General features: G+C 41.2%; 25 protein-coding genes. 18 read left to right on the forward strand and 7 right to left on the reverse strand.

Annotation, left to right across the window (positions count from 1 at the left end):
* The first annotated feature begins 33 nt into the window (after positions 1–33).
* The 10 genes from PQ478_RS03660 (at position 34) to PQ478_RS03705 (ending at position 10,922) form a co-directional block, all read left to right on the forward strand.
* Complete coding sequence (locus tag PQ478_RS03660) at positions 34–1,179, forward strand: acyl-CoA dehydrogenase (protein WP_289235861.1); 1,146 nt, start codon at positions 34–36, stop codon at positions 1,177–1,179.
* A 48-nt stretch (positions 1,180–1,227) separates the two neighbouring features.
* Positions 1,228–2,874 (forward strand): AMP-binding protein, encoded by a 1,647-nt coding sequence (locus PQ478_RS03665; protein WP_289235862.1) that lies wholly within the window; start codon positions 1,228–1,230, stop codon positions 2,872–2,874.
* Positions 2,875–2,942: 68 nt separating this feature from the next.
* Positions 2,943–4,304 (forward strand): acetyl-CoA carboxylase biotin carboxylase subunit, encoded by a 1,362-nt coding sequence (locus tag PQ478_RS03670; RefSeq protein WP_289235863.1) that lies wholly within the window; start codon positions 2,943–2,945, stop codon positions 4,302–4,304.
* Positions 4,301–4,513, forward strand: coding sequence for an acetyl-CoA carboxylase biotin carboxyl carrier protein subunit (locus PQ478_RS03675; RefSeq protein WP_012957678.1), 213 nt, complete (start codon positions 4,301–4,303; stop codon positions 4,511–4,513). The genes PQ478_RS03670 and PQ478_RS03675 overlap by 4 nt, the downstream gene beginning before the upstream one ends.
* 99 nt (positions 4,514–4,612) lie before the next feature.
* The gene (locus PQ478_RS03680) at positions 4,613–5,527 is read left to right on the forward strand and encodes a hydroxymethylglutaryl-CoA lyase (RefSeq protein WP_289235864.1); all 915 of its coding nucleotides are present in this window, start codon (positions 4,613–4,615) and stop codon (positions 5,525–5,527) included.
* Positions 5,527–6,309 carry an enoyl-CoA hydratase gene (locus PQ478_RS03685; RefSeq protein WP_289235865.1) on the forward strand — a complete coding sequence of 261 codons (783 nt, stop codon included), beginning with the start codon at positions 5,527–5,529 and terminating at the stop codon, positions 6,307–6,309. Before PQ478_RS03680 ends, PQ478_RS03685 begins: the two co-directional genes overlap by 1 nt.
* Positions 6,310–6,320: 11 nt before the next feature.
* Entirely contained in the window at positions 6,321–7,850 is a 1,530-nt protein-coding gene (locus PQ478_RS03690; protein WP_075683162.1) for an acyl-CoA carboxylase subunit beta, read from the forward strand.
* A 446-nt stretch (positions 7,851–8,296) separates the two neighbouring features.
* Positions 8,297–10,246: an AMP-binding protein gene (locus tag PQ478_RS03695; RefSeq protein WP_289235866.1), complete on the forward strand. Its 1,950-nt coding sequence runs from the start codon at positions 8,297–8,299 to the stop codon at positions 10,244–10,246.
* Between the two features lie 145 nt (positions 10,247–10,391).
* Positions 10,392–10,595, forward strand: a complete 204-nt coding sequence (locus PQ478_RS03700; protein WP_012957684.1) for an alpha/beta-type small acid-soluble spore protein — start codon at positions 10,392–10,394, stop codon at positions 10,593–10,595.
* A gap of 63 nt (positions 10,596–10,658) precedes the next feature.
* A complete protein-coding gene (locus tag PQ478_RS03705) occupies positions 10,659–10,922 on the forward strand; it encodes a hypothetical protein (RefSeq protein WP_289235867.1) in 264 nt (87 codons plus the stop codon).
* 42 nt (positions 10,923–10,964) lie between these two features.
* Here PQ478_RS03705 and PQ478_RS03710 read toward each other — a convergent pair whose 3' ends face one another.
* From PQ478_RS03710 to PQ478_RS03730, 5 genes are all read right to left on the reverse strand, one after another.
* A complete protein-coding gene (locus PQ478_RS03710; protein WP_289235868.1) occupies positions 10,965–12,065 on the reverse strand; it encodes an ABC transporter ATP-binding protein in 1,101 nt (366 codons plus the stop codon).
* Between the two features lie 107 nt (positions 12,066–12,172).
* On the reverse strand, positions 12,173–13,063 hold the full coding sequence (locus tag PQ478_RS03715) for a PucR family transcriptional regulator (RefSeq protein WP_289235869.1): 891 nt from the start codon (positions 13,061–13,063) through the stop codon (positions 12,173–12,175).
* A 127-nt stretch (positions 13,064–13,190) separates the two neighbouring features.
* A complete protein-coding gene (locus PQ478_RS03720) occupies positions 13,191–13,388 on the reverse strand; it encodes a hypothetical protein (protein WP_022626450.1) in 198 nt (65 codons plus the stop codon).
* Positions 13,389–13,440: 52 nt separating this feature from the next.
* Positions 13,441–13,656, reverse strand: a complete 216-nt coding sequence (locus PQ478_RS03725; RefSeq protein ID WP_251188934.1) for a YheE family protein — start codon at positions 13,654–13,656, stop codon at positions 13,441–13,443.
* 72 nt (positions 13,657–13,728) lie between these two features.
* Entirely contained in the window at positions 13,729–14,196 is a 468-nt protein-coding gene (locus tag PQ478_RS03730; protein WP_012957689.1) for a hypothetical protein, read from the reverse strand.
* A gap of 172 nt (positions 14,197–14,368) precedes the next feature.
* On the opposite strand from PQ478_RS03730, the gene PQ478_RS03735 reads away from it, so the two are divergent.
* Both PQ478_RS03735 and PQ478_RS03740 read left to right on the forward strand, forming a co-directional pair.
* Positions 14,369–15,508 (forward strand): DUF445 domain-containing protein, encoded by a 1,140-nt coding sequence (locus PQ478_RS03735; protein ID WP_289235870.1) that lies wholly within the window; start codon positions 14,369–14,371, stop codon positions 15,506–15,508.
* 110 nt (positions 15,509–15,618) lie between these two features.
* Entirely contained in the window at positions 15,619–15,975 is a 357-nt protein-coding gene (locus tag PQ478_RS03740) for a YlbF/YmcA family competence regulator (protein WP_075683158.1), read from the forward strand.
* Positions 15,976–16,022: 47 nt separating this feature from the next.
* On the opposite strand, the gene PQ478_RS03745 is transcribed toward PQ478_RS03740, so the two are convergent.
* Complete coding sequence (locus tag PQ478_RS03745) at positions 16,023–16,220, reverse strand: hypothetical protein (protein ID WP_075683157.1); 198 nt, start codon at positions 16,218–16,220, stop codon at positions 16,023–16,025.
* A gap of 176 nt (positions 16,221–16,396) precedes the next feature.
* Between PQ478_RS03745 and PQ478_RS03750 the strand changes: the two genes are divergently transcribed.
* Positions 16,397–17,242, forward strand: a complete 846-nt coding sequence (locus PQ478_RS03750) for a Cof-type HAD-IIB family hydrolase (RefSeq protein WP_289235871.1) — start codon at positions 16,397–16,399, stop codon at positions 17,240–17,242.
* A gap of 66 nt (positions 17,243–17,308) precedes the next feature.
* On the opposite strand, the gene PQ478_RS03755 is transcribed toward PQ478_RS03750, so the two are convergent.
* Positions 17,309–17,491 carry a YhzD family protein gene (locus PQ478_RS03755; protein WP_012957694.1) on the reverse strand — a complete coding sequence of 61 codons (183 nt, stop codon included), beginning with the start codon at positions 17,489–17,491 and terminating at the stop codon, positions 17,309–17,311.
* Positions 17,492–17,659: 168 nt separating this feature from the next.
* On the opposite strand from PQ478_RS03755, the gene PQ478_RS03760 reads away from it, so the two are divergent.
* The 5 genes from PQ478_RS03760 (at position 17,660) to PQ478_RS03780 (ending at position 21,917) form a co-directional block, all read left to right on the forward strand.
* A complete protein-coding gene (locus tag PQ478_RS03760; protein WP_075683155.1) occupies positions 17,660–18,391 on the forward strand; it encodes a hypothetical protein in 732 nt (243 codons plus the stop codon).
* 30 nt (positions 18,392–18,421) lie between these two features.
* A complete protein-coding gene (locus tag PQ478_RS03765; RefSeq protein WP_012957696.1) occupies positions 18,422–18,799 on the forward strand; it encodes a GntR family transcriptional regulator in 378 nt (125 codons plus the stop codon).
* A gap of 24 nt (positions 18,800–18,823) precedes the next feature.
* Positions 18,824–19,696 carry an ATP-binding cassette domain-containing protein gene (locus PQ478_RS03770; RefSeq protein WP_289235872.1) on the forward strand — a complete coding sequence of 291 codons (873 nt, stop codon included), beginning with the start codon at positions 18,824–18,826 and terminating at the stop codon, positions 19,694–19,696.
* 66 nt (positions 19,697–19,762) lie between these two features.
* Complete coding sequence (locus PQ478_RS03775; protein WP_289235873.1) at positions 19,763–20,662, forward strand: ABC transporter ATP-binding protein; 900 nt, start codon at positions 19,763–19,765, stop codon at positions 20,660–20,662.
* A complete protein-coding gene (locus PQ478_RS03780) occupies positions 20,655–21,917 on the forward strand; it encodes an ABC transporter permease (RefSeq protein WP_289235874.1) in 1,263 nt (420 codons plus the stop codon). Before PQ478_RS03775 ends, PQ478_RS03780 begins: the two co-directional genes overlap by 8 nt.
* Positions 21,918–22,015 lie beyond the last annotated feature (98 nt).

Raw genomic sequence — 22,015 nt, forward strand, 5'->3', positions numbered from 1 at the left:
ATATACTTATTTCTATACCTAGGAGGAAATGCGATGAACTTTGATTTAACGAAAGAACAGAAAATGATTCGTGATATGGTTCGAGATTTCGCACAAAATGAAATTGCACCAGGTGCTGAGGAAAGAGATGCAAGCGCTGAGTTTCCGGAGGACATTTTTAAGAAAATTGGAGAACTTGGACTTTTAGGCATTCCATTCCCAGAAGAATATGGCGGTTCAGGCGGAGATACGGTTTCTTATGCATTAGCTGTAGAAGAAATTGGCCGTGCATGCGGAGGTACAGGTTTAAGTTACGCTGCGGCTGTATCACTAGGGGCAAGTCCTCTTTATTATTTTGGAACGGAGGAACAGAAAAAAGAACATCTTACTCCCCTTGCACAAGGACAGTCCCTAGGTTCGTTTGGGTTAACGGAGCCTAATGCGGGTTCTGATGCAGGCGGTACACAAACAAAAGCTGTTCTTGACGGTGATGAGTATGTGATTAACGGCGAAAAATGCTGGATCACGAATGCGAGTTATGCAAGAACCGTGATTGTAACAGCAGTAACAGGAAAAGACGATAGAGGGAAGAACATTATCTCAGCTCTTATTGTCCCAACAGATTCGCCTGGATTCACGATTAATAGCAATTACGAAAAAATGGGTGTTCGAGCTTCTAATACATGTGAACTAGTTTTAGAGGATGTCAGGGTGCCGAAGGAGAATTTATTAGGTGACCCACAAGGCGGGTTTAAACAATTTCTTTATACATTAGATGGCGGCCGCATTTCCATTGCAGCTCTTGGAGTAGGTATTGCACAAGCGGCATTTGAGCGTGCGCTCGCTTATTCTAAAGAACGTAAGCAATTTGGAAAGACGATCTCTAGCTTCCAAGCGATCCAATTTAAGCTTGCTGATATGGCCATGGAAATTGAATTGGCGCGAAACATGGTGATGAAGGCTGCGTGGTTAAAGGATCAAAATCGTGCTTTTGGGAAAGAGGCTGCGTTTGCTAAGCTTTATGCGTCTGAAACAGCTACACGTACTGCTAATCAGGCGATTCAAATTCACGGGGGATATGGTTACATGCGTGAATATGAAGTAGAACGTATGCTGCGTGATGCAAAATTACTTGAAATTGGGGAAGGGACTTCTGAGATTCAGCGTCTCGTTATTTCAAGACAGCTAGGCTGCCGCTAACAAGATTGACGTATAGGCTCATCCACTTAAAACATAAGGGGGATTATTATGTCAGATATTCAAGTACCTATCGGAAAACTGTTAGAAGATGTAGCAAAAAGACAACCTGATCATGAAGCGGTTGTTTATTCTGACCGAGGGTTAAGGTATACGTATCAACAATTTGATGAAGAATGTCGCAAAGCTGCAAAAGGGCTTATGGCACTCGGAATTGAACGCGGGGAGCATGTAGCGATCTGGTCTACTAATAAACCAGAATGGCTCACAAGTCAATTTGCTACAGGAAAGATGGGAGCTGTATTAGTTACCGTCAACACAAATTATCGTACCTCTGAGCTTGAGTACTTACTGAAACAATCTGATGCAACGACCCTTATTTTAATGGATCAATTCCGTGATGCATCCTATATAGAGATGCTTTATAAAATTGTACCTGAACTGAAGCTTGCTGAGCGTGGAAACTTGCAATCTAGCAAACTTCCAAAATTAAAAAATATCATTTTCTTAGGCGAAGAGGCTTATCCTGGTATGTATACATGGGGAGATTTAATTGAGCTAGGCAAAAAGGTAACAGATCCAGAGCTTGATGCCCGTATGGACAGCCTCGATAAAGATGATGTGATTAACATGCAGTATACCTCTGGTACAACTGGTTTTCCAAAAGGGGTTATGCTGACGCATTATAATCTAGCTAATAATGCAGTTAATATTGCCGGCTGCATGAATTTAACGAATAAAGATCGCCTATGTATTCCAGTCCCTTTCTTCCATTGTTTTGGGTGCGTACTTGGAACAATGGCATGTGTTTCTGTCGGTGCTACGATGGTACCTGTGGAAGAATTCAGTCCAAAGGCTGTGCTTGAAGCCGTTTCAAAAGAAAAGTGTACGGGGCTTCACGGGGTGCCAACGATGTTCATCGGCGAATTAAATGATCCTGATTTTGACACATATGACCTGTCTAGCTTACGTACAGGGATTATGGCCGGATCTAATTGCCCAATTGAAGTAATGAAAGCGGTTGTGGATAAAATGGGTGCTAGTGAGATTACGATTGCGTATGGCCAAACAGAATCATCTCCAGTTATTACACAAACTCGCGTTGATGATCCATTAATGCTCCGCGTAGAATCAGTTGGCCGTGCTCTTCCTAATGTAGAAGTGAAGATTGTCGAACCAGGAACGAATGATGAGGTCCCTCGCGGCGTTCAAGGTGAGTTATGTACACGCGGTTATCATGTCATGAAGGGATATTACAAAAATCCTGAAGCAACTAAAGCAGCAATCACTGAAGATGGCTGGTTACATACGGGTGATTTAGCTGTGATGGATGAAAATGGTTATTGCCGTATTACAGGCAGATTAAAAGATATGATCATTCGCGGCGGAGAAAATATCTATCCGCGTGAAATTGAAGAATTTCTTTATCAGCATCCAAAAGTGCTGGATGTTCAAGTTGTAGGGATACCTGATGAGAAATATGGTGAAGAAGTCTCTGCTTGGATTAAATTAAAAGAAGGAGAATCGACAACAGCTGACGAATTACGTAAAGACTGCATGGGTAAGATCGCAGCTTATAAAATTCCTCGCTATATCGCATTTGTCGATGAATATCCGATGACGGCATCAGGCAAAATCCAAAAATTTAAATTAAGACAGCAAGCAGAAGAGACGTTCAGCCGAGTGACCAATGAATAGATTGTAAGCGTTATCAAAATTGGCCGGATGATGTCGAAGCTCATCCGGCCTCCCAATGAGGTGAGAAGATGTTTACGAAAATATTAATTGCAAATAGAGGCGAAATTGCTGCGCGCGTCATTCGAACATGCCAGCGCATGGGTGTTAAAACAGTGGCTATTTACTCTGAAGCCGATGAGAATGCTTTGCACGTCAAATTAGCAGACGAAGCCTATCTAGTAGGTAAGCCGAGAGTAAATGAGAGTTATCTCCAAGTAGAAAAGATTATAGAAGTAGCGAAAAAAAGCGGAGCAGAAGCTGTCCACCCTGGATACGGTCTCCTGTCAGAAAACAGTGAGTTTGCTAAACGGTGTGTAGAGGAAGGACTTGTTTTTATTGGACCTTCTCCTGAAGTGATCGCGAAGATGGGAAGCAAGATCGAAGCAAGAAAAGCAATGGAAGCAGCCGGTGTGCCTGTTGTACCTGGAATTGAACATGCTTTAAGAGATGTGGATGAAGCTGTAGAGGTAGCAAATAACATCGGATATCCTGTCATGCTAAAAGCGTCTGCTGGCGGCGGAGGAATCGGTATGCAGATTGTTCGAAATGAGGGAGAATGCCGCAAAGCATTTGCAGGTAACCAAACGAGAGCTCAATCGTTCTTTGGGGACGGTGCAATGTTTGTTGAGAAGTATATTGCAAACCCGCGCCATATTGAAATTCAAGTATTAGCCGACCAAAAAGGTAACACGGTTTATATTTGGGAGCGTGACTGTTCCGTTCAACGACGTCATCAAAAAGTTGTAGAGGAAGCCCCTTCCCCGTTTTTAGATGAAGAAACACGCAGACAAATGGGGGAAATGGCTGTGACAGCTGCTAAGGCGATTGGTTATGCCAATGCTGGTACAATTGAATGTCTTGTAGATGAAAATAAAGAGTTTTATTTTTTAGAAATGAATACAAGACTTCAAGTGGAGCATCCGGTCACAGAAGAGATTTCAGGACTTGACTTGGTGGAATGGCAGTTAAAGGTTGCTTACGGAGAAGAACTTGATTTCACTCAAGAGGAAGTGAAGCTAGAGGGACACGCAATTGAGGTCCGCATTTATGCTGAAGATCCGAAAACTTTCTTCCCATCACCAGGAACAATTAAAGAGATTAACTTGCCAGAAGCACCGTATATCCGCCATGAATGTCCGGTGAGCGCTGGTTCAGTAGTGACTCCTTTTTATGATCCGATGATTGCAAAGCTTGTCGTGAGAGCTGATACAAGAGATGAGGCCATTGAGAGACTGCAAGCAGCTCTTGAAGAATACTCAATTGAAGGCATTAAGACGAATATTTCTATGTTAAAAGAAGTGATCGCTCACCCAGTATTTAAGCGCGGGGAAGCGACTACAGCATTTGTGGAAGAAAATTTACAACCAGCCCAAGGAGGAAAACGATCATGACGAAAGTAACAACGAATATGGCAGGGAATGTATGGAAGATGTTAGTGAAAGAAGGCGACAAAGTAGAAGAAGGCCAAGATGTAGCCATTTTAGAATCAATGAAAATGGAGATTCCTGTTGCTAGTGAAGCATCTGGTACGGTGACCGTCATTCATAAGCCTGAAGGAGAATTTGTGGATGAAGGTGAAGTTCTGCTTGAGCTTGAATAAACAAATCTAGGTTAGCTGAAGCGTTACGCTTCAGCTTCCTCCATATTGGAATAAACTCAAAGTGCTACATGAATCAGCATTCGATAAAGGAGGATTTATGTGCTTCAGGATAAAGTATTGATACGTGAAGTTGGACCAAGGGACGGTCTTCAAAATGAAAAGCAGATGATTCGAACAGAGGACAAAATAGCATGGATTAATCAGTTATCCAAAACAGGTCTTTCTTATATTGAAGTGACGTCATTTGTAAATCCGAAATGGATCCCTGCATTAGCAGACTGCCTGGATGTGGCAAAGCAAATTGAACGTAAGCCTGGTGTGACGTATGCAGCACTTGTGCCTAATCAACGAGGCCTAGAAGGTGCCCTCGAAGCTGATATTGATGAAGTCAGTGTCTTTATGTCAGCGAGTGATACCCATAACAGAAAAAATATTAATAAATCAATGGATGCGACATTCCCTGTCTTAAAAGAAGTGGTACAACAAGCAAAGAGTGCAGGGAAGTCAGTAAGGGGCTATGTATCCACTGTTTTTGGCTGTCCTTATGAAGGCAAGGTTTCTATTGATCAAGTAGTACATACTTCAGAGAAATTAATGGAAATGGGTATTGATGAACTATCGCTAGGAGATACGATTGGTGTCGCGACGCCTAATCAAATCGAAGAAGTACTGCTCGCTTTGAAAGGCATTATTCCCATTGAAAGACTGGCCCTTCATGTCCATGATACGAGGGGAACCGCACTCGCTAATGTGTATCAAGCCTATCAACTAGGAGTTCGCCGTTTTGACGGGGCAGCAGGCGGGTTAGGGGGATGTCCGTATGCCCCGGGAGCTGCGGGAAATGTGGCGACTGAAGATATGCTTTACTTGTTTAACGGACTGGGTGTGGAAACAGGGGTTTCGCTCGAACAGTTAGTAGATAGTGCAGAGTTTATTCATAAAAAAGTAGGCCGCCCTCTGCCTAGTCATAATCTCCAAGCTAGACTTGCGAGCGATTGTAAGGAGGGTGTGTAATGGACTCACTCGTTTTACTTGAAAAGAATGAAGAGGGCGTTGCGCTTCTGACACTAAACCGTCCGAACGCTGCAAATGCTCTTTCAGTAGACATGTTAAAGCAATTTCATGCGCATTTGGATGAATTGGCATTTGATGAGAAGGTACGAGTGGTTGTGATCACTGGTGCAGGAGAAAAAGTCTTCTGTGCAGGGGCTGACCTAAAAGAACGTGCTGGAATGAACCCAACCGAAGTAAAGCGGACAGTTACACTCATTCGCACCCTGATGGATAAAGTAGAAACACTGCCGCAGCCGACGATTGCAGCCATGAATGGGGGCGCATTTGGCGGCGGACTTGAGCTCGCATTAAGCTGTGATATCCGTATCGCTAAAACAGGCGCCTTATATGGTTTAACAGAAACAGCTTTAGCGATTATTCCCGGAGCGGGAGGAACGCAGCGTCTGCCAAGGCTGATTGGTATTGGGAAAGCAAAAGAACTGATCTACAGCGCAGCTCGAATTGATGCAGATGAGGCGAAGCAAATTGGCCTTGTCGAAAGAGTCGAAGAGGCACATACACTTTTAAGAAGTGCTTATGAGCTTGCCGGTAAGATGGCTTCAAATGGACCAATCGCGCTAAGACAGGCTAAGCGTGCCATCCAGGCTGGAATGCAGGTAGATCTTGCCACAGGACTTGAGATTGAGAAGTTAGCTTATGAACAAACGATTCCAACAAAAGACCGGCTTGAAGGTCTGCAAGCGTTTAAAGAAAAGCGCAAACCGAACTACAGAGGAGAATAGGAGGCGTTTAGATGTCATTTGAACAAGTATTACAAGAACGTGTTGAGAAGATCAAAAAGGGTGGGGCTGAGAAATACCACGCAAGCAATGCGGAAAAGGGTAAATTATTTGTACGAGAGCGTCTTGAGCAATTATTCGATGAAGGAGTAGAACTTGAAGATGGCTTATTTGCTAATTGCCAAGCAGAAGGTCTGCCGGCAGATGGGGTCGTTACAGCAATAGGCAAGATTCATGGACAAACGGTTTGTGTGATGGCTAATGATTCAACGATTAAAGCAGGATCTTGGGGAGCAAGGACGGTTGAGAAAATTATCCGCATTCAAGAAACGGCTGAAAAATTGAATGTACCAATGCTTTATTTAGTGGACTCAGCCGGAGCGCGTATTACAGATCAAGTAGAAATGTTCCCAGGCCGCAGAGGAGCAGGGCGCATTTTCTATAACCAGGTGAAACTATCTGGGCGTGTGCCGCAAATTTGCTTATTATTCGGCCCTTCGGCTGCTGGCGGTGCGTACATCCCTGCATTCTGTGACATTGTCATTATGGTAGACGGCAATGCCTCAATGTATCTAGGTTCTCCGCGAATGGCTGAGATGGTCATTGGGGAGAAAGTATCACTTGAGGAGATGGGCGGAGCGAAAATGCATTGCTCGGTTTCCGGGTGTGGAGATGTACTTGCAAAATCAGAAGAAGAAGCGATCTCTATGGCTCGTGAATACTTGTCCTACTTCCCAGCAAATTATGGTGAACTGCCCCCTGAGACCACACCAGCTGCGCCTAAAGAGTTTGAAAAAAGTATTGATGAAATCATTCCTAAAAATCAAAACGCGCCATTTAATATGCATGATTTAATTGAGCGTGTAATTGATGAAGGCTCTTTCTTTGAAATTAAAAAGCTTTTCGCACCGGAGCTCATCACAGGGCTTGCACGTATGGACGGGAAACCTGTAGGAATTATTGCCAATCAGCCGCGTGCCAAAGGCGGGGTGTTATTCCACGATTCTGCTGATAAAGCTGCAAAATTCATCAACTTATGTGATGCCTATCATATCCCGCTCGTTTTCTTAGCGGATATTCCAGGCTTTATGATCGGAACGAAGGTAGAGCGAGCCGGTATTATTCGCCACGGCGCTAAAATGATTTCTGCAATGTCAGAAGCAACGGTGCCAAAGATCTCGATTATTGTGAGAAAAGCATACGGTGCAGGTCTTTATGCGATGGCTGGCCCTGCATTTGAACCAGATTGCTGCTTAGCCTTGCCTAATGCTCAAATTGCTGTAATGGGACCTGAGGCGGCTGTTAATGCAGTATATGCTAAGAAAATCTCAGAGCTGCCAGAAGAGGAAAGACCAGCATTTGTTGAAGAGAAGCGTAATGAATATAAGGAAAATATTGATGTGTATCGCTTAGCTTCTGAAATGGTCATTGATGGCATCGTTCAAGGAAACGACCTGCGTAAAGAGCTCGTGACACGCCTTGAAGCCTACCGTACAAAGGAATTAGACTTCACACACCGCAAGCACCCAGTTTACCCAGTATAACTTTTAACAAGAAGAGACTTGGGGTCACCGTGTTTTAACAAATGAGAAAAAAATGAACCGTGTATATAGCGGCTGTTTACTTTATTGCACTGGAGTCTGATTAACATATTTGGAGGACTCACTTTTGCTTTTTGCTATGGAGGATTGACAATGAGACTCTTGTTAGAAGTACTCAATTTCCTCCTCGCTCCGTTGATTGGAGCGGAAGGTAATCGACTCCTGCGGGATGTGCGTGGCCATGGGAGACCCCACAGGAGCAAAGCGACGAGCCGGACCGCCCGCGGAAAGCTATTGCCTGCAGCGGATATCAACAACTAGTAAAAGCGGGATACTTTTTCTTCTAGCATGATTCAGCAGCGGCTTATATGCTCTTTCTATCATTTAGTTCTAAATTCATACCACACTTTGATCCTGGTCTCTTTTTCAAAATGTGAGGGGGAAAAACGATGAGTGAGACTGTCTGGCATCCAACGAAAGAATATATTGAGTCAACACGACTTTATCAATGGATGAACAAATTAGGATACAGCGATTATGATACGTTTTTCAATAAAACGGTTGAAGACGTAGCATGGTTTTGGCATGAAGCAGAAAAAGAATTAGAAATTCCTTGGTATGAGCCCTATACCAAATCATTGAATGATGCAAACGGCATAGAATGGCCGATTTGGTTTGAAGAAGGTACCTTAAATGCATCTCATCTCTCCATTGGAAAATGGGCAGAAGATCCTTCCATGAAAGATAAAAAAGCGCTTGTTTGGGAAGGCGAAGACGGGGCAGTTAGATCCTTTACATATATAGAAATGCAAGAGGAAGTGGACCGTGTAGCAGGAGGCTTCCGCAAGCTGGGCCTGAAAAAGGGCGATGTTGTTGGAATCTATATGCCTATGCTGCCAGAAACGGTGATTGCGATGATGGCTGCTTCAAAGATTGGTGCAGTGTTCGCCCCGGTATTTTCAGGCTATGGCGCAGAAGCAGTGGCAACTAGGCTTAATGCGGGAGAGGCTAAAGCTCTTATTACAGCAGATGGATTTTTAAGACGTGGGAAGACTGTGATGATGAAGGAAGAAGCTGACCGTGCGGCTGACTTATCTCCCACCGTGGAAAAAGTGATCGTCATCAGCCGTCTGAATGCCGATACTATGTGGAATGATGAACGGGATGTTGATTGGCAGGAAATGCGTAACTCTGAGAAATATGAGCAGACAGAACGGATGGACAGCCAAGAACCTCTTATGCTTTTATATACGTCAGGGACAACCGGTAAGCCAAAAGGGGCAGTGCATACACATAGCGGCTTCCCGATTAAAGCGGCATTTGACGCTGGAATTGGGATGGATGTAAAAAGAGAAGATGTTCTTTTCTGGTATACCGATATGGGCTGGATGATGGGACCTTTTCTTGTTTACGGTGGTTTAGTTAATGGAGCTACAATTCTGTTATATGAAGGTACACCTGATTACCCAAATCCCGACCGTATATGGGAACTTGTGGCGAAGCATAACGTCAGCCATCTTGGTATTTCACCTACGTTAATACGATCTTTAATGACGCAAGGCGACGAGTGGGTCAATAAGCATTCCTTAGATACACTGCGTGTAGTAGGATCAACAGGTGAACCGTGGAATCCTGAGCCGTGGATGTGGCTTTTTCAGAATGTCGGTAAAAAACAAATCCCTATTTTTAATTATTCTGGCGGCACAGAAATTGCCGGTGGGATCTTAGGGAATGTACTCGTCAGACCAATAGGACCAATCACTTTTAACTCTCCGTTACCCGGAATGGCAGCAGATGTATTTGACCCAACCGGAAAGCCTGTTGAAAATGAAGTAGGCGAACTCGTAATTAAAAAGCCGTGGGTAGGGATGACAAAGGGATTCTGGGGTGACTCGGAACGTTATTTAAACACCTACTGGAGCCGATTCGAGCAAACGTGGGTACACGGAGACTGGGTGATTAAAGATACGGAGGGGCAATGGACGATTACCGGCCGATCGGATGATATTTTAAATGTTGCCGGCAAACGCTTAGGTCCTGCTGAAGTAGAATCAGTTCTCGTCGGTCATGAGGCAGTGAAGGAAGCAGGTACAATCGGAATTCCTGATGAAGTAAAAGGAGAAGCTGCGATTTGCTTTGCTGTTCTAAATCAATCAAAGGAACCTAGTGAGGCACTAAAAAAAGAGTTGTTAAGTCTAGTTGCTGAAAAGCTAGGAAAGGCGCTTAAGCCAAAAAATCTATACTTTGTCAGTGACCTGCCGAAAACAAGAAATGCAAAAGTAATGCGAAGGGCAATTAAGGCCGCTTATTTAGGATTAGAAACAGGAGATTTATCTGCTCTAGAGAATCCTCAAGTTTTACGTGAGATCGAGCAGGTAAAAGAAAATGTGAATTTATAAAAACAAGCAGATAAGACAATCGTCTTATCTGCTTTTTACTTGGACAAGTTTTTCCCTCTAATTACCAATAAAATTATTTGTATTCTTGTACATAAGCAGCAGGAAAAAAACCAAACTATGATTACACAAGGAGGAGGTGAGACACATGGCTAACAACAACAGCTCAAATCAACTTGTAGTACCTGGCGTACAACAAGCACTTGATCAAATGAAATATGAAATCGCTTCTGAGTTTGGTGTACAATTAGGACCTGATGCTACAGCTCGTGCTAACGGATCTGTAGGTGGTGAAATCACTAAGCGTTTAGTTCAAATGGCTGAACAACAAATGGGTGGTTACCAAAAGTAATTAAATATAATGGCTTAAGAGGTGGGTTCGCTCACCTCTTATTTATTGGAAGGACGGGTTCTAATGAGCATGTGTCCGGCATGTAATGGCCTTACTACACTTCATATCACATGTGAATATTGTGGACAAAATGTAACCATTTATGGTCGCACCTCCGATTATCAAGATGATTATAGTGCTTATGAAGAGTATGATGTAACAAGCGCTCAATCGATTCAAACTCAATCAACTCAAACTGAGAGTGAAGGCTGCACGCATTATGTAGGATGTGAAAGTTGCCGAACATCCTACACTTATTCATTTATAGAAGTTGACTACAACACGTAAGAAGCGACTTATCTCGTATTGAGAAAGCCGCTTCTATTTGTTTTATGGACGGATACGTAATTCAGTTTCTGCATCAAAGAAGTGAGCTTTGTTCATATCAAAGGCAAGATCTAGTGACTGACCGCCTTCTATATCTGTACGTGAATCAATTCTAGCAACAAATGCTTGGCCATTAACAGAAGAATAAAGAACGGTTTCTGCACCTGTCAGCTCGGCTACATCGATTTCAGCTGTTAATTTTGTTTCCGGTGATGATTCGATAAACAGAAGTTCATCATGAATATCTTCTGGACGAACGCCTAAAATAATCTCTTTGTTCATGTATCCTTTATCACGAAGAACAGACAACTTGCCAGCTGGTACTTTAACGGTTACATCACCAACTTTAAAATAATCGCCTTCAATTTTTCCAGTGATAAAGTTCATCGAAGGAGAACCAATAAATCCACCAACGAAAACATTCTCTGGGTTATCATATACGTCTTTAGGTGTACCTACTTGCTGAATAAATCCATCTTTCATAATAACAATGCGACTAGCCATCGTCATCGCTTCTGTTTGGTCGTGCGTTACGTAAATCGTTGTTGTTTGCAAACGCTTGTGTAGTTTAGTGATCTCAGCACGCATTTGTACACGTAATTTCGCATCTAAGTTTGATAATGGCTCATCCATTAAGAATACTTGAGGATCACGAACGATTGCACGGCCTAGGGCAACACGTTGACGCTGACCCCCAGACATTGCTTTTGGTTTACGATCTAACATCGCTTCAAGGCCTAGAATTTTTGCAGCATCTCTCACGCGACGGTCAATTTCATCTTTTTTAAATTTACGAAGCTTTAAACCGAAAGCCATGTTTTCGTATACATTCATATGCGGGTATAGAGCGTAGTTTTGGAATACCATCGCAATATCACGATCTTTTGGTGCTACATCATTAACGCGGCGGTCGCCGATGTATAAATCACCTTTTGAGATATCCTCAAGCCCTGCAATCATACGTAGTGTCGTTGATTTACCACAACCAGATGGCCCAACAAAAACAATAAACTCTTTATCTTTAATGTCAAGATTAAAATCAGTTACTGCAGTCACATCACCATCATAAATTTTATATATGTTTTTTAATTGAATATCTGCCATTTTAAATCCCCCTCATGTGTTCGTGCTGTTATTGTAACCCCTTTCACACAAGCAGAGCTATGGTCAGTGTGCACAAGCTTTCAGTCATCGTTTGTGCACATTGACGATTAATCATGTTGATAATGAAGGAGAAGCATATAGACGAGAGCTGCATCTGAGAATTGTTTTATATCAATACCAGTCCGATCTACAAATTTATCAATCCGGTATTGCAAACTATTTCTGTGCATATGTAAGGCTTTCGCTGCTTGTGTAGTATTAAGATTATGGCTGAAGTACGTCCCAACCGTTGTAAGCAGCTCCTTATCATTAAGCAGTTCCACAGAAATCAAGCGTTGGATGATACGATCCATTTCCTTACCAGTTGAATTCCTCATTAAATACAAAAGCAGCACCTCTTGTTCTTTATAAACGTGTTTAGGGTGGCTTTTAGATAAAAGGTATTGAAATAGCTCATGTTGAAATAAGAAGGACTCCCTAGAATTCTCGACTGTGGATTCAATCCCAATCAAGGTATATAAATCAAGATAAAAATCCATTGAGATCGCTTCAGCAAAGCTCTCTATATCCATCTCATCCCCGTATCCATCTATTGACTCTAATACAACGACTCCATATTGTTGATGCACCCAGACTATCGTTATTACATGCGGAAATGCCTCCTGCCAGGTAGAGCTAAGGGCTTCGTAATCATCAATTGATTCGCTTAAATGAAAATGAATAAGCCGGACAGGCCTCTCTATGTTTGGCTGCCTCACATCTGATTCAAGCAGCCACGCCCGCCATTCTTTGTCTGTATATGTGACGGCTTTTGGGGTGTGCTGATACTCTTTATAAAAATACGTTAATAATGCTGTCTCTTTTTCATTTAACTGATCCCGCCAAAAACCAAGAAGGGAAGCTGAATCATCAATCAGCCATAAAACTTCTGGATGTGGAGGAGTGATATGGGCTGGAACAATGGCTTTTTCAAATAATCGTTTGATTTTTTCATTCACAGTTACTAAGCACCTCTCATATACACTGTTTTTACAGAGTATAACAAACAATGGAGAATGACAGAAACAAATCTGCCAAAACAAAAATCCTTCTGCATATAACACGAGAAGGATTTAATACATGTTGTTATTTATTTTCATTTGGTCGATCTTCTCTTTCAAGATCTCTTGCTTCTTCAATGGTTCCTGCGTGATGTTCATTTACGACACCGCCGCCAAGCCCCTCATTAATCATCCGGTCGATATCCATAAAAAACTCGTCTCTTCCTTCATTAGATGAACCAGTAGAAGAACTATACTTGTTTTCCTTTTTCTTATCTGACATCGCTCACCCCTCCTTTACCTATAGGATGGATGATTACGAATAAATCTATGCATTAATGCTCTTCGTATACATGATATAACATCAAGTCATGGACTTTGGGTTCAAGCTCCTTTTTCTTGTCCTCAGTTGGCACTGGATGATTCCAATCAATTGAGCCATCCTTATGGTACGTACCAGTTAAGTACGATCCCGCGTAAAAAAAAGAAAAGGCCCATTCTCTGCGTACTAAATTATTTCGAAGTTCCTTCCATTGAAAATGAGAAATCAATTTGCTGCCCCCTAACATGCTGCATATAGTTTAAGCGTTTACAATAACTATATCATGTCCGGGAGTGTTGTGTTAGGCTTCCTTTTCCGAAATATCATCCGAATGCCAATGCCCGCCTCCAAACCATAAGTAAACCTGCCCATCAGATTCGTGGATATAGGTAAAACAAACAAGTCCTGATTGTAAGGCCATCTTGATTCCGGCTTCGTCATTGTATTTGATTTTTTTGTACATCACACCGAGATCCTGCATAGATGATTCTATAAGGCTTCTTTGTATATGAGTGTGTTTATACTTTGGAGCAAGTAAAACTGCTGAGAGTTTGGTTCCAAAATTAACGACTACAGAACAAGCAATGATTTTCCCTTCCCAAAGAGCAATTTTAATGGAATTCCCAGCTTCTTCGATATGGTGTTTCTTTAGATGAAATACATATGAGTGGATTGGCTGCTTAGGTGCCTTGTCGTACCGTTTTGTAAAACGTATGAGCGGACGCCGGTACTTTTCCCAATTATGATAATTGATGGTAATGATCTTCAACGCACTTCCTCCTTTTCTGTTGAATAAAAAGAAAGCCACAAAAAGAAAAATCATAAAAAGAAAGCAACGATTTTAGCTTCCGAATATATATGGAACTAGCGTATGGAGAGCGTGATATCGTATACTATGTGATATGCGCCTATATGGTGATTGATAGAAAGGGTGACAGCTGTTGGATACAGCATGGTTTATTGGATTTATGGTAATCATAGGAGCCGTTATTGGCGGTGCAACAAATTCACTTGCTATTAAAATGTTATTTAGACCTTATACTGAAAAAAGAATTGGGAAGTGGAGAGTTCCTTTTACTCCAGGACTCATTCCGAAACGCCATCAAGAGCTAGCAACACAGCTTGGCCACATGGTTGTACATTATTTACTCACAGCAGAAGGATTAGGTAAGAAACTAAAGAGTACAGCGTTTGTAAAAGCGATGAATGACTGGTTATCGACGGAACTGTTGAAGCTGCTTAGAAGTGAACTAACGATAGGAGAGCTTCTAGAAGATAAACTTGGTGTGAAAGAGCCGAAACAGACACTGCTTCAAAAAACGGAAGGCTTGATTGAAAAAAGCTATGATCGTTTCTTTCAAGAGAACCGTTATAAGCAGATCAGTGAGGTGCTTCCAAGAGGGGTTAATGAAAAAATTGACCATAGTGTACCCGTAATTGCGGACTTCTTGTTAGAGAGAGGACAAGCTCTTTTTAGCAGTGAAGAAGGCAAGGAGCGTCTAAGCAAGATGATTGACCGTTTTCTTTTAAATAAGGGGACATTAGGAAATATGATTTCAATGTTTCTTGGCAATGAGAGGCTCGTTGATAAGCTCCAGCCTGAACTAATGAAGTTTATGCGAGATGATGGTACAAAGAGAATGGTTGAAGAGATTTTAGAAAAAGAGTGGGCGAAACTAAAACAAAAAGATGTATCACTCATAGAAGATCAACTAAACAAAGAAGATATTATTGAGTATATGACGACCGCTTTAGAGAAAAATGTCCCGTTTTATCAATGGGTAGACCAGCCGCTTTGTGACTGGAGTGAACCATTTGAAGACACGTTAGTTACCAATTGGGTGCCAAAGCTTGTCGATGCTGTTTCTGATTTATTAGCCCTGCACCTTGAAGGACTGTTAGAAAAGCTGAATTTAGAGGATATCGTTCGTGAGCAGGTTGAGGCATTCTCTGTAGAACGTTTAGAGGAACTGGTATTAACGATCTCTAAACGGGAATTTAAAATGATCACCTATCTTGGGGCTTTGCTCGGAGGTATGATTGGATTTATTCAAGGTTTATTTGTTTTATTCATCGGGTAAAGAGTAAGGAGTGTGACTATAAATATTGTTTAAATTCACCCTTGAAGGATGAATTGTCTGTTTAGACATGTTATAGTCGTAAAGACTATTTTTTTAGGAGGACGTTATAAATGTCAAATGTATACGATAAGGCTCATGAACTAAAGAAAGCAATTGCTGAAAGTGAAGAATTCTCTGCATTAAAATCAATGCACGAACAAATTGAAGCAGATGACATTGCTAAGAAAATGCTAGAGAACTTCCGTAACCTGCAGCTTGAGCTTCAACAAAAGCAAATGCAAGGTATTCAAATTACGGAAGAAGAAGCTCAAAAAGCTCAACAGCAATTTGAACTTGTTCAACAACATGAGTTAATCTCGAAATTAATGGAAGCTGAACAACGTCTAAGTGTTATCATTGGTGATATCAACAAAATCATCACAGAACCTCTTGAAGAGATCTATGGTAACCCTGAAGGTCAACAATAATTTAATAAACGTACAAAAAGTCACGAGAATGATGCTCGTGACTTTTTTTATTGAGGATTATTCTTCTTTAGTTTTTTACCAATCAAAACAGCCATGTGCAGAACAAATCCAGCAAATAACCCCACACTAGCTGCTCCTAGAAGACCCATGACTATTTCTCCCGCTGAGCCTTCTGCGAATTGTAGACTGGTTAACAGCATAAAAACGGCAGGTACAACTAAATAAAACTGTACAAATGATTTCATATGAACTCCCTTTTTCTATTAAGATGAACGTTATCTACAAAAGAGTATAACGAAAGCAACGAGATACGTCTATTTAGTTTTGGTTCTATTCAAACAGTCTGTAACATACAGTCTAGAGAACAGACAGGCAGACCGAAATGGGACGTGTCGTCGTAAAGAAAAAGGGGGAAAGCATCATGACGTACCGATTACTAGCCCTGAATATTGATGGAACATTGATTGGTTCAAATGAGAAGATCTCAAAGCAAACGAAAGAGGCTATTGAGTATGTGAAGAAAAAAGGGGTGTATGTCACCTTAGTGACTTCAAGACCTCACCTTTCCGCAAAACGTTTGGCAAAATCCTTAAAGATTGATAACTATTTAGTAACAAACAATGGCGCATTTGTTGCAAATGACGCAGAAGATCCTTTATACGTAAAGCGAATTGATGTGAATAAAACATTGCAGCTCGTTGAAGTATTAGAGCAGTATGATTGTCATATTCGTGTTCTTCATGAAAGCTTCTCTATTGGAAATAAGGTACGGCAGAAAAATCAGCTGATCGCAAAGATGACGATTGGTGTAGGGGACCCATTATTTTACCCTGTGACGTTTGTAGATTCTGTTTATGATCGTTTACTGCAAGAAGCGATTGCTCCTCCTAAAGTACAGGTTCAATTCTTTGATGAAGAAGAACAGAACTCCGCTTTAAACCAAGTGAAAGAAATGATTAAAGGGATAAATGCTGTTTCCATTCAAGATGGAAAAGTAGAGTTTGTAGCAGAGGGAGTCTCAAAGCTTCATGGGTTACAAAAAGTAGGGCAAGAGCTTGGTATTTCCCTGCAAGAAATGGTTGCTGTCGGCCTTGAAGAAGATGATATACCAATGATCAGTCAAGTAGGATTAGGGGTAGCTATGGGGAATGCCAGTGAAGAAGTAAAGAAGGCAGCCGATTGGATCACGCGCTCGAATCATCAAAACGGAGTTTCTTACATGATTCGAGAAGTGTTTAGAAAGCAGCTCCGTGTTCAAGTGGAATAAAACAACTCATAGTACTTCCACATCCATAATAAATAAGAGCTGTCCCAAATGGGGCAGCTCTTTTGTTTACACATGAAATAACAATAACTTACCAGCACGTGTAAGGCGATGAGTATGATTTGTATAGTTGTTTTCCTCTAACTTTTTCTTTCCAATCTCTTGTGCGGCATCATCATCCGCAGCTTCGATTCGTTCCTCAAAAACCATTTCGCCATTAGGTTCATAAACGGTTAGAAAATACTCATTCATTATTATTTCCCCCTAAACTATTGTAAGAATAGTGTAAATTCAAACGCTTACATTAGCAAGTATAAAATATATTTGGTAATTATTGTTTTTGCTGTTGCAATAATTGGAAGGTGGTCATATACTGTATATATAGATATACACACCAATACACTTTAAGAGGTGAAGCTCATGTCAGAGAATCAATTAATTAAGAAGATTATTTTATTCGAGTTAAAGAATACACCATTCATTAAGTATCTATGGATGGTTGCTGCAATGGGTTTAATTGTTTTTTTAGGAAGTCAATTTATTAATGAAGTAAGCGGGGGCGGACGATTCCCTATTATTTATGACTTTCTGTTTTTTAGTGCTTTGTCGCTTGCGTACACGGTAAGATACAAACCATTCAACATACAAGATATAAAAGGCGGGTTATACGCTAGTTCTTTTTTTATCTTACTTAAACAAACACCTATTGCTGATCGAGTTATTATGAAAAGCAGATTTATCATGAGTGCAATTTATATTCTGACGTTTAACACTATTGTATTTGTGCTGTTCTATGTGTTCTCAAATAATATCAAAGAAGTATTATCAGTTTCTGAGGCAATAATTCTCGGTCTAAGCTGGCTTGCCATCAGCTATGTGTGGGGGGGATTATATGCAGCAGGTGAACCAGGTGGAAGATATTCACCTGTGGCTTTGATCATATGGAGTATCGTTTATATTGCAGTGCTTTTTGTATTACTAACTGGATTTAACCTGCTAGCAGGAGCCCCGTATATCATTTGGTCTATCAGTATTGTACAAACAAACCCTATGTTACTCTTAGGTATTTCATTTTTGTTTATGATCATAGCTACAGCCACGTGGATTTACTCTTATAGATACTATGAAAATAAAACTAGTTATCACCTATAAAAGGATCGTCTGTTGAAAGGAGGTCTTTGATTGAAATTACCAATAAGCGTCCAAGAAGGCTCGCGCACCCCGATATATCATCAAATAGAAGAACAGATTAAAGCACTCATTGTTTCAGGGCATGTAAGTGCAGGTACACCGCTGCCTTCTATTCGAGCGTTATCAAAAGATCTTGCTTGCAGTGTCATTACCACAAGAAGAGCTTATCAAAATCTTGAGCAGCAGGGGTATATAAAAACCAGCCAAGGCAGAGGAACATTTGTAGCTGAAATTGATGAAAGATCTAAGAAAGAAGCTAAAACAGAAGCTGTGTATGACACATTAAAAAAAGCAGTAGAAGTAGGACGTCGGCATAGTTATACCGATGATGAACTTAGAAAATTATTTGAAGAAGCGCTAATGGAATAGATCGATTACAGGGAGGGATATGTAATGATTTCGTTACAAGACATATACAAAAAGGTAGATAAAAGCTTCGAACTAGGCCCATTATCTTGCCAAATTGAACCGGGCAGTATTGTAGCACTCGTTGGGAATAACGGGGCTGGAAAGTCCACATTATTTCAAACCATGATGGAATTAGTGAAAAAAGAATCTGGGGAAATCGACCATCATTTTGGGACAGATCGTGAAAACGGATGGAAACAGGCTTTTGCTTATGTCCCGCAAACACCGCTGATGTACCACGGGTTTACAATAGTCCAATTAGCAGATTTCTTTGAAATGAGCTATCCGGGTTGGAATCGTAATGAATTTGACAGGCTTACTTCATTATTTAATTTACCCTTAAAGAAACAAGTGGAAAAACTTTCAGGGGGGATGCAGAAAAAAGCGATGCTTTCATTAACATTAGCAAGGGAATCAAAGGTTTTGCTCTTAGATGAACCTTTAGCTGGAGTTGATTTTGAAGGCCAGGAACAAATGAGAGATGAAATGGTTCGATATATGGAAAGGGCAGAGGATCAAACGATTTTGTTATCAACTCACTCAGCTGATGAAATTAGAACACTCGCAGACTATATTTTGTTAATGAAAGATGGACATCTTCTCAATCAGTATGAAAAAGACAGCTTGATCGCATCTTGGAGCCGTATTTGGGTGGAGGGAGATACATCTGCCCTTAAAAATCTCAAAGGCATGGTTTCAGCTAGCAAGCAGGGTTCATTAGTTGAATGCGTAACGTCCAATGCGTTTGAGGTTGAACAAGAATTGAAGAAGATGGGTGCTACAGTCACATCGATTCAACCACTAGAGCTAAGAGAAATCTTGCGCATTATCTTAAAAGAAGAAACGAAATCTGCATAAGAACGTATAACATAAGAACCTATAAAACTAGTGCAAACAAGAAAATAAAGGAAAGGCGGGAGTGAGATGACGCTTAAAATTAATAACATTACCAAACGCTTTGGTCAATCTGTGGCGGTTGATCAGCTGTCACTAGAAATTCCTAGTGGAGAAATGTTTGGAATGCTTGGAGCCAATGGGGCGGGAAAAACAACCACCTTTCGAATGATGCTTGGTCTCCTAGAACCGACGGAGGGGGAAATGACTTGGAAAGGGGAGAAGATTGATTATTCTCGGACAAATGTCATTGGGTATTTACCGGAAGAGCGAGGATTATATCCAAAACTTAAAGTAAGAGACCAGCTTATCTACTTAGGGCGCTTGAAAGGGATGCATAAAAAAGACATCATCACAGAAATGCGAATGTGGCTTGAACGATTTAAAGTGACGGATTATGAAACAAAACGCATTGAAGAATTATCAAAGGGAAACCAGCAAAAAATTCAGTTTATCGCATCCGTCATCCACAGGCCTGAGCTGCTTATATTAGATGAACCTTTCAGTGGACTTGACCCAGTTAATGCTGAATTACTAAAAGAAGCCGTAATTGATCTGAAAATGAAAGGCACGACAATTGTCTTTTCCAGCCATAGAATGGACCACGTAGAAGAACTGTGCCAGCATTTATGTATCCTCCGTCATGGTACACCAGTGGTTAAAGGGGAGCTTCGTGAGATTAAGCGCAGCTTCAGAAATAAATTTATTGTAATCGAAGGAGAAAGGTCGTTTGAGACGCTTAAAAACCTTCCTGGCGTTAAGAAGTTTCAGCAAAAGCAGGGCGGCGTGCGTCTACAGGTGGAAGATGAAGAAGTGGCAAAAGTCATTTTTGCAGAAGTGGCAAAGTCCGGATATGTGAGGCGTTTTGAAGTAGAAGAGCCAAGCCTTCAAGATATATTTATCGAGAAAGTAGGGACTGCATATGCGTAATTTTGGAATCATTCTAGCTCATACTTACAAAAACCGTCTCATGTCTAAGGCCTTCCTCATTTCGACTGCCATTACTCTGGCCTTTATGCTTGTTCTTACAAATATGGATCGTATTTTCATGATGTTTGAAGAAGATGCAGAGAGCCGCGCAGTAGAAGTTGCTCTTGTAGAAGAAGGCAGTGAGCTGTATGAACCTTTAAATGAACAGCTTATGCAGCATGAAGACCGCATCCAGCTTACTAGAACTTCATTAAGTGAAGAAGAAGCGTTAGAAGCTGTGTCAAGCGGGGATTTTGGTGCAGCCCTTGTAGTTAATAGAGATAGCGCTGGTGAGATTCAAGCAACGTATTATTCTGACTCTCTAACGCAGCAATTTACACCGATCCAGCTGCAAAATGCTCTGCAGCACATTAAAGAAACAGAAGCAACACAAGAACTGGGACTTAGCGGTGAAGTGTTAGCTGATATTTACTCACCGATCACATTTGAAACATCTACAGTGAGTGATACGGCGCGAACAGAAAGTGAATTAAACCAAGCAAGATCGATTGTATATGTGCTTCTGTTCGTCATTTATTTTTCTGTATTAATCTTTGGAAATATGATTGCAACTGAAATAGCTACAGAAAAGTCTTCGCGTGTTATGGAGATTCTTGTTTCTAGTGCCTCGCCAGTCGCACAGATGTTTGGAAAAATAGTTGGGATAGGGTTATTAGCATTAACGCAATACGGGTTGATCTTTCTAGTTGTCATTCTTAGTTCATTAGCAGGGGCCGAGCAGGCTGAAGGCGGTCTTTCGATGCTTCAAGCGCTGTTTTCAGAGGATATTCCGCTAGATTTAATTGGATTTGCTGTTTTGTTTTTCGTATTAGGCTATTTGCTGTATGCGACTCTTGCTGCTACTCTAGGCTCCTTAGTCAGTCGTATTGAAGATGTCAATCAAGTTATCGGTCCAATGAATCTGCTTGTGATCGTAGCATTTTTCATAGCTATGTTTGGCTTAAATGCACCTGAATCAAGTTTTATCACGATTACTTCCTTTATCCCGTTTTTTAGTCCAATGATCATGTTCTTACGTGTCGGGATGCTTTCTATACCCCTATGGGAGCTATTATTATCAATCGGTCTTCTTCTGGCATCAATTGGACTTTTAGCGACAATTGGAGCAAGAATCTTCAAAGGCGGCGTATTATTATACGGTAAGAGCTCAGCATTAAAGGATATTGGCCGCGCTCTTAGAATGACAAGAAAATAACGAAACAAGAGTAAGAATAATTAATGTACTGGAAATAAGAGTGGATTTGTATCTGAAGTATCTTATGATATGATGAGATTATTAAAAGGAAAGGAGGG

Source organism: Alkalihalophilus pseudofirmus (assembly GCF_029094545.1).
Classification (GTDB): Bacteria; Bacillota; Bacilli; order Bacillales; family Bacillaceae_D; genus Alkalihalophilus; species Alkalihalophilus pseudofirmus.

Excerpts from the sequence above, each read along its gene's own strand:
- PQ478_RS03760 (WP_075683155.1), top strand. The coding sequence starts at position 17,660 with ATGTCAGAGAATCAATTAATTAAGAAGATTATTTTATTCGAGTTAAAG.
- PQ478_RS03700 (WP_012957684.1), top strand. The coding sequence starts at position 10,392 with ATGGCTAACAACAACAGCTCAAATCAACTTGTAGTACCTGGCGTACAA.
- PQ478_RS03755 (WP_012957694.1), bottom strand. The coding sequence starts at position 17,491 with ATGAATGAGTATTTTCTAACCGTTTATGAACCTAATGGCGAAATGGTT.
- PQ478_RS03685 (WP_289235865.1), top strand. The coding sequence starts at position 5,527 with ATGGACTCACTCGTTTTACTTGAAAAGAATGAAGAGGGCGTTGCGCTT.
- PQ478_RS03720 (WP_022626450.1), bottom strand. The coding sequence starts at position 13,388 with ATGTCAGATAAGAAAAAGGAAAACAAGTATAGTTCTTCTACTGGTTCA.
- PQ478_RS03670 (WP_289235863.1), top strand. The coding sequence starts at position 2,943 with ATGTTTACGAAAATATTAATTGCAAATAGAGGCGAAATTGCTGCGCGC.
- PQ478_RS03660 (WP_289235861.1), top strand. The coding sequence starts at position 34 with ATGAACTTTGATTTAACGAAAGAACAGAAAATGATTCGTGATATGGTT.
- PQ478_RS03690 (WP_075683162.1), top strand. The coding sequence starts at position 6,321 with ATGTCATTTGAACAAGTATTACAAGAACGTGTTGAGAAGATCAAAAAG.
- PQ478_RS03675 (WP_012957678.1), top strand. The coding sequence starts at position 4,301 with ATGACGAAAGTAACAACGAATATGGCAGGGAATGTATGGAAGATGTTA.
- PQ478_RS03705 (WP_289235867.1), top strand. The coding sequence starts at position 10,659 with ATGAGCATGTGTCCGGCATGTAATGGCCTTACTACACTTCATATCACA.
- PQ478_RS03775 (WP_289235873.1), top strand. The coding sequence starts at position 19,763 with ATGACGCTTAAAATTAATAACATTACCAAACGCTTTGGTCAATCTGTG.
- PQ478_RS03710 (WP_289235868.1), bottom strand. The coding sequence starts at position 12,065 with ATGGCAGATATTCAATTAAAAAACATATATAAAATTTATGATGGTGAT.
- PQ478_RS03770 (WP_289235872.1), top strand. The coding sequence starts at position 18,824 with ATGATTTCGTTACAAGACATATACAAAAAGGTAGATAAAAGCTTCGAA.
- PQ478_RS03665 (WP_289235862.1), top strand. The coding sequence starts at position 1,228 with ATGTCAGATATTCAAGTACCTATCGGAAAACTGTTAGAAGATGTAGCA.
- PQ478_RS03695 (WP_289235866.1), top strand. The coding sequence starts at position 8,297 with ATGAGTGAGACTGTCTGGCATCCAACGAAAGAATATATTGAGTCAACA.
- PQ478_RS03745 (WP_075683157.1), bottom strand. The coding sequence starts at position 16,220 with ATGAAATCATTTGTACAGTTTTATTTAGTTGTACCTGCCGTTTTTATG.
- PQ478_RS03740 (WP_075683158.1), top strand. The coding sequence starts at position 15,619 with ATGTCAAATGTATACGATAAGGCTCATGAACTAAAGAAAGCAATTGCT.
- PQ478_RS03750 (WP_289235871.1), top strand. The coding sequence starts at position 16,397 with ATGACGTACCGATTACTAGCCCTGAATATTGATGGAACATTGATTGGT.
- PQ478_RS03780 (WP_289235874.1), top strand. The coding sequence starts at position 20,655 with ATGCGTAATTTTGGAATCATTCTAGCTCATACTTACAAAAACCGTCTC.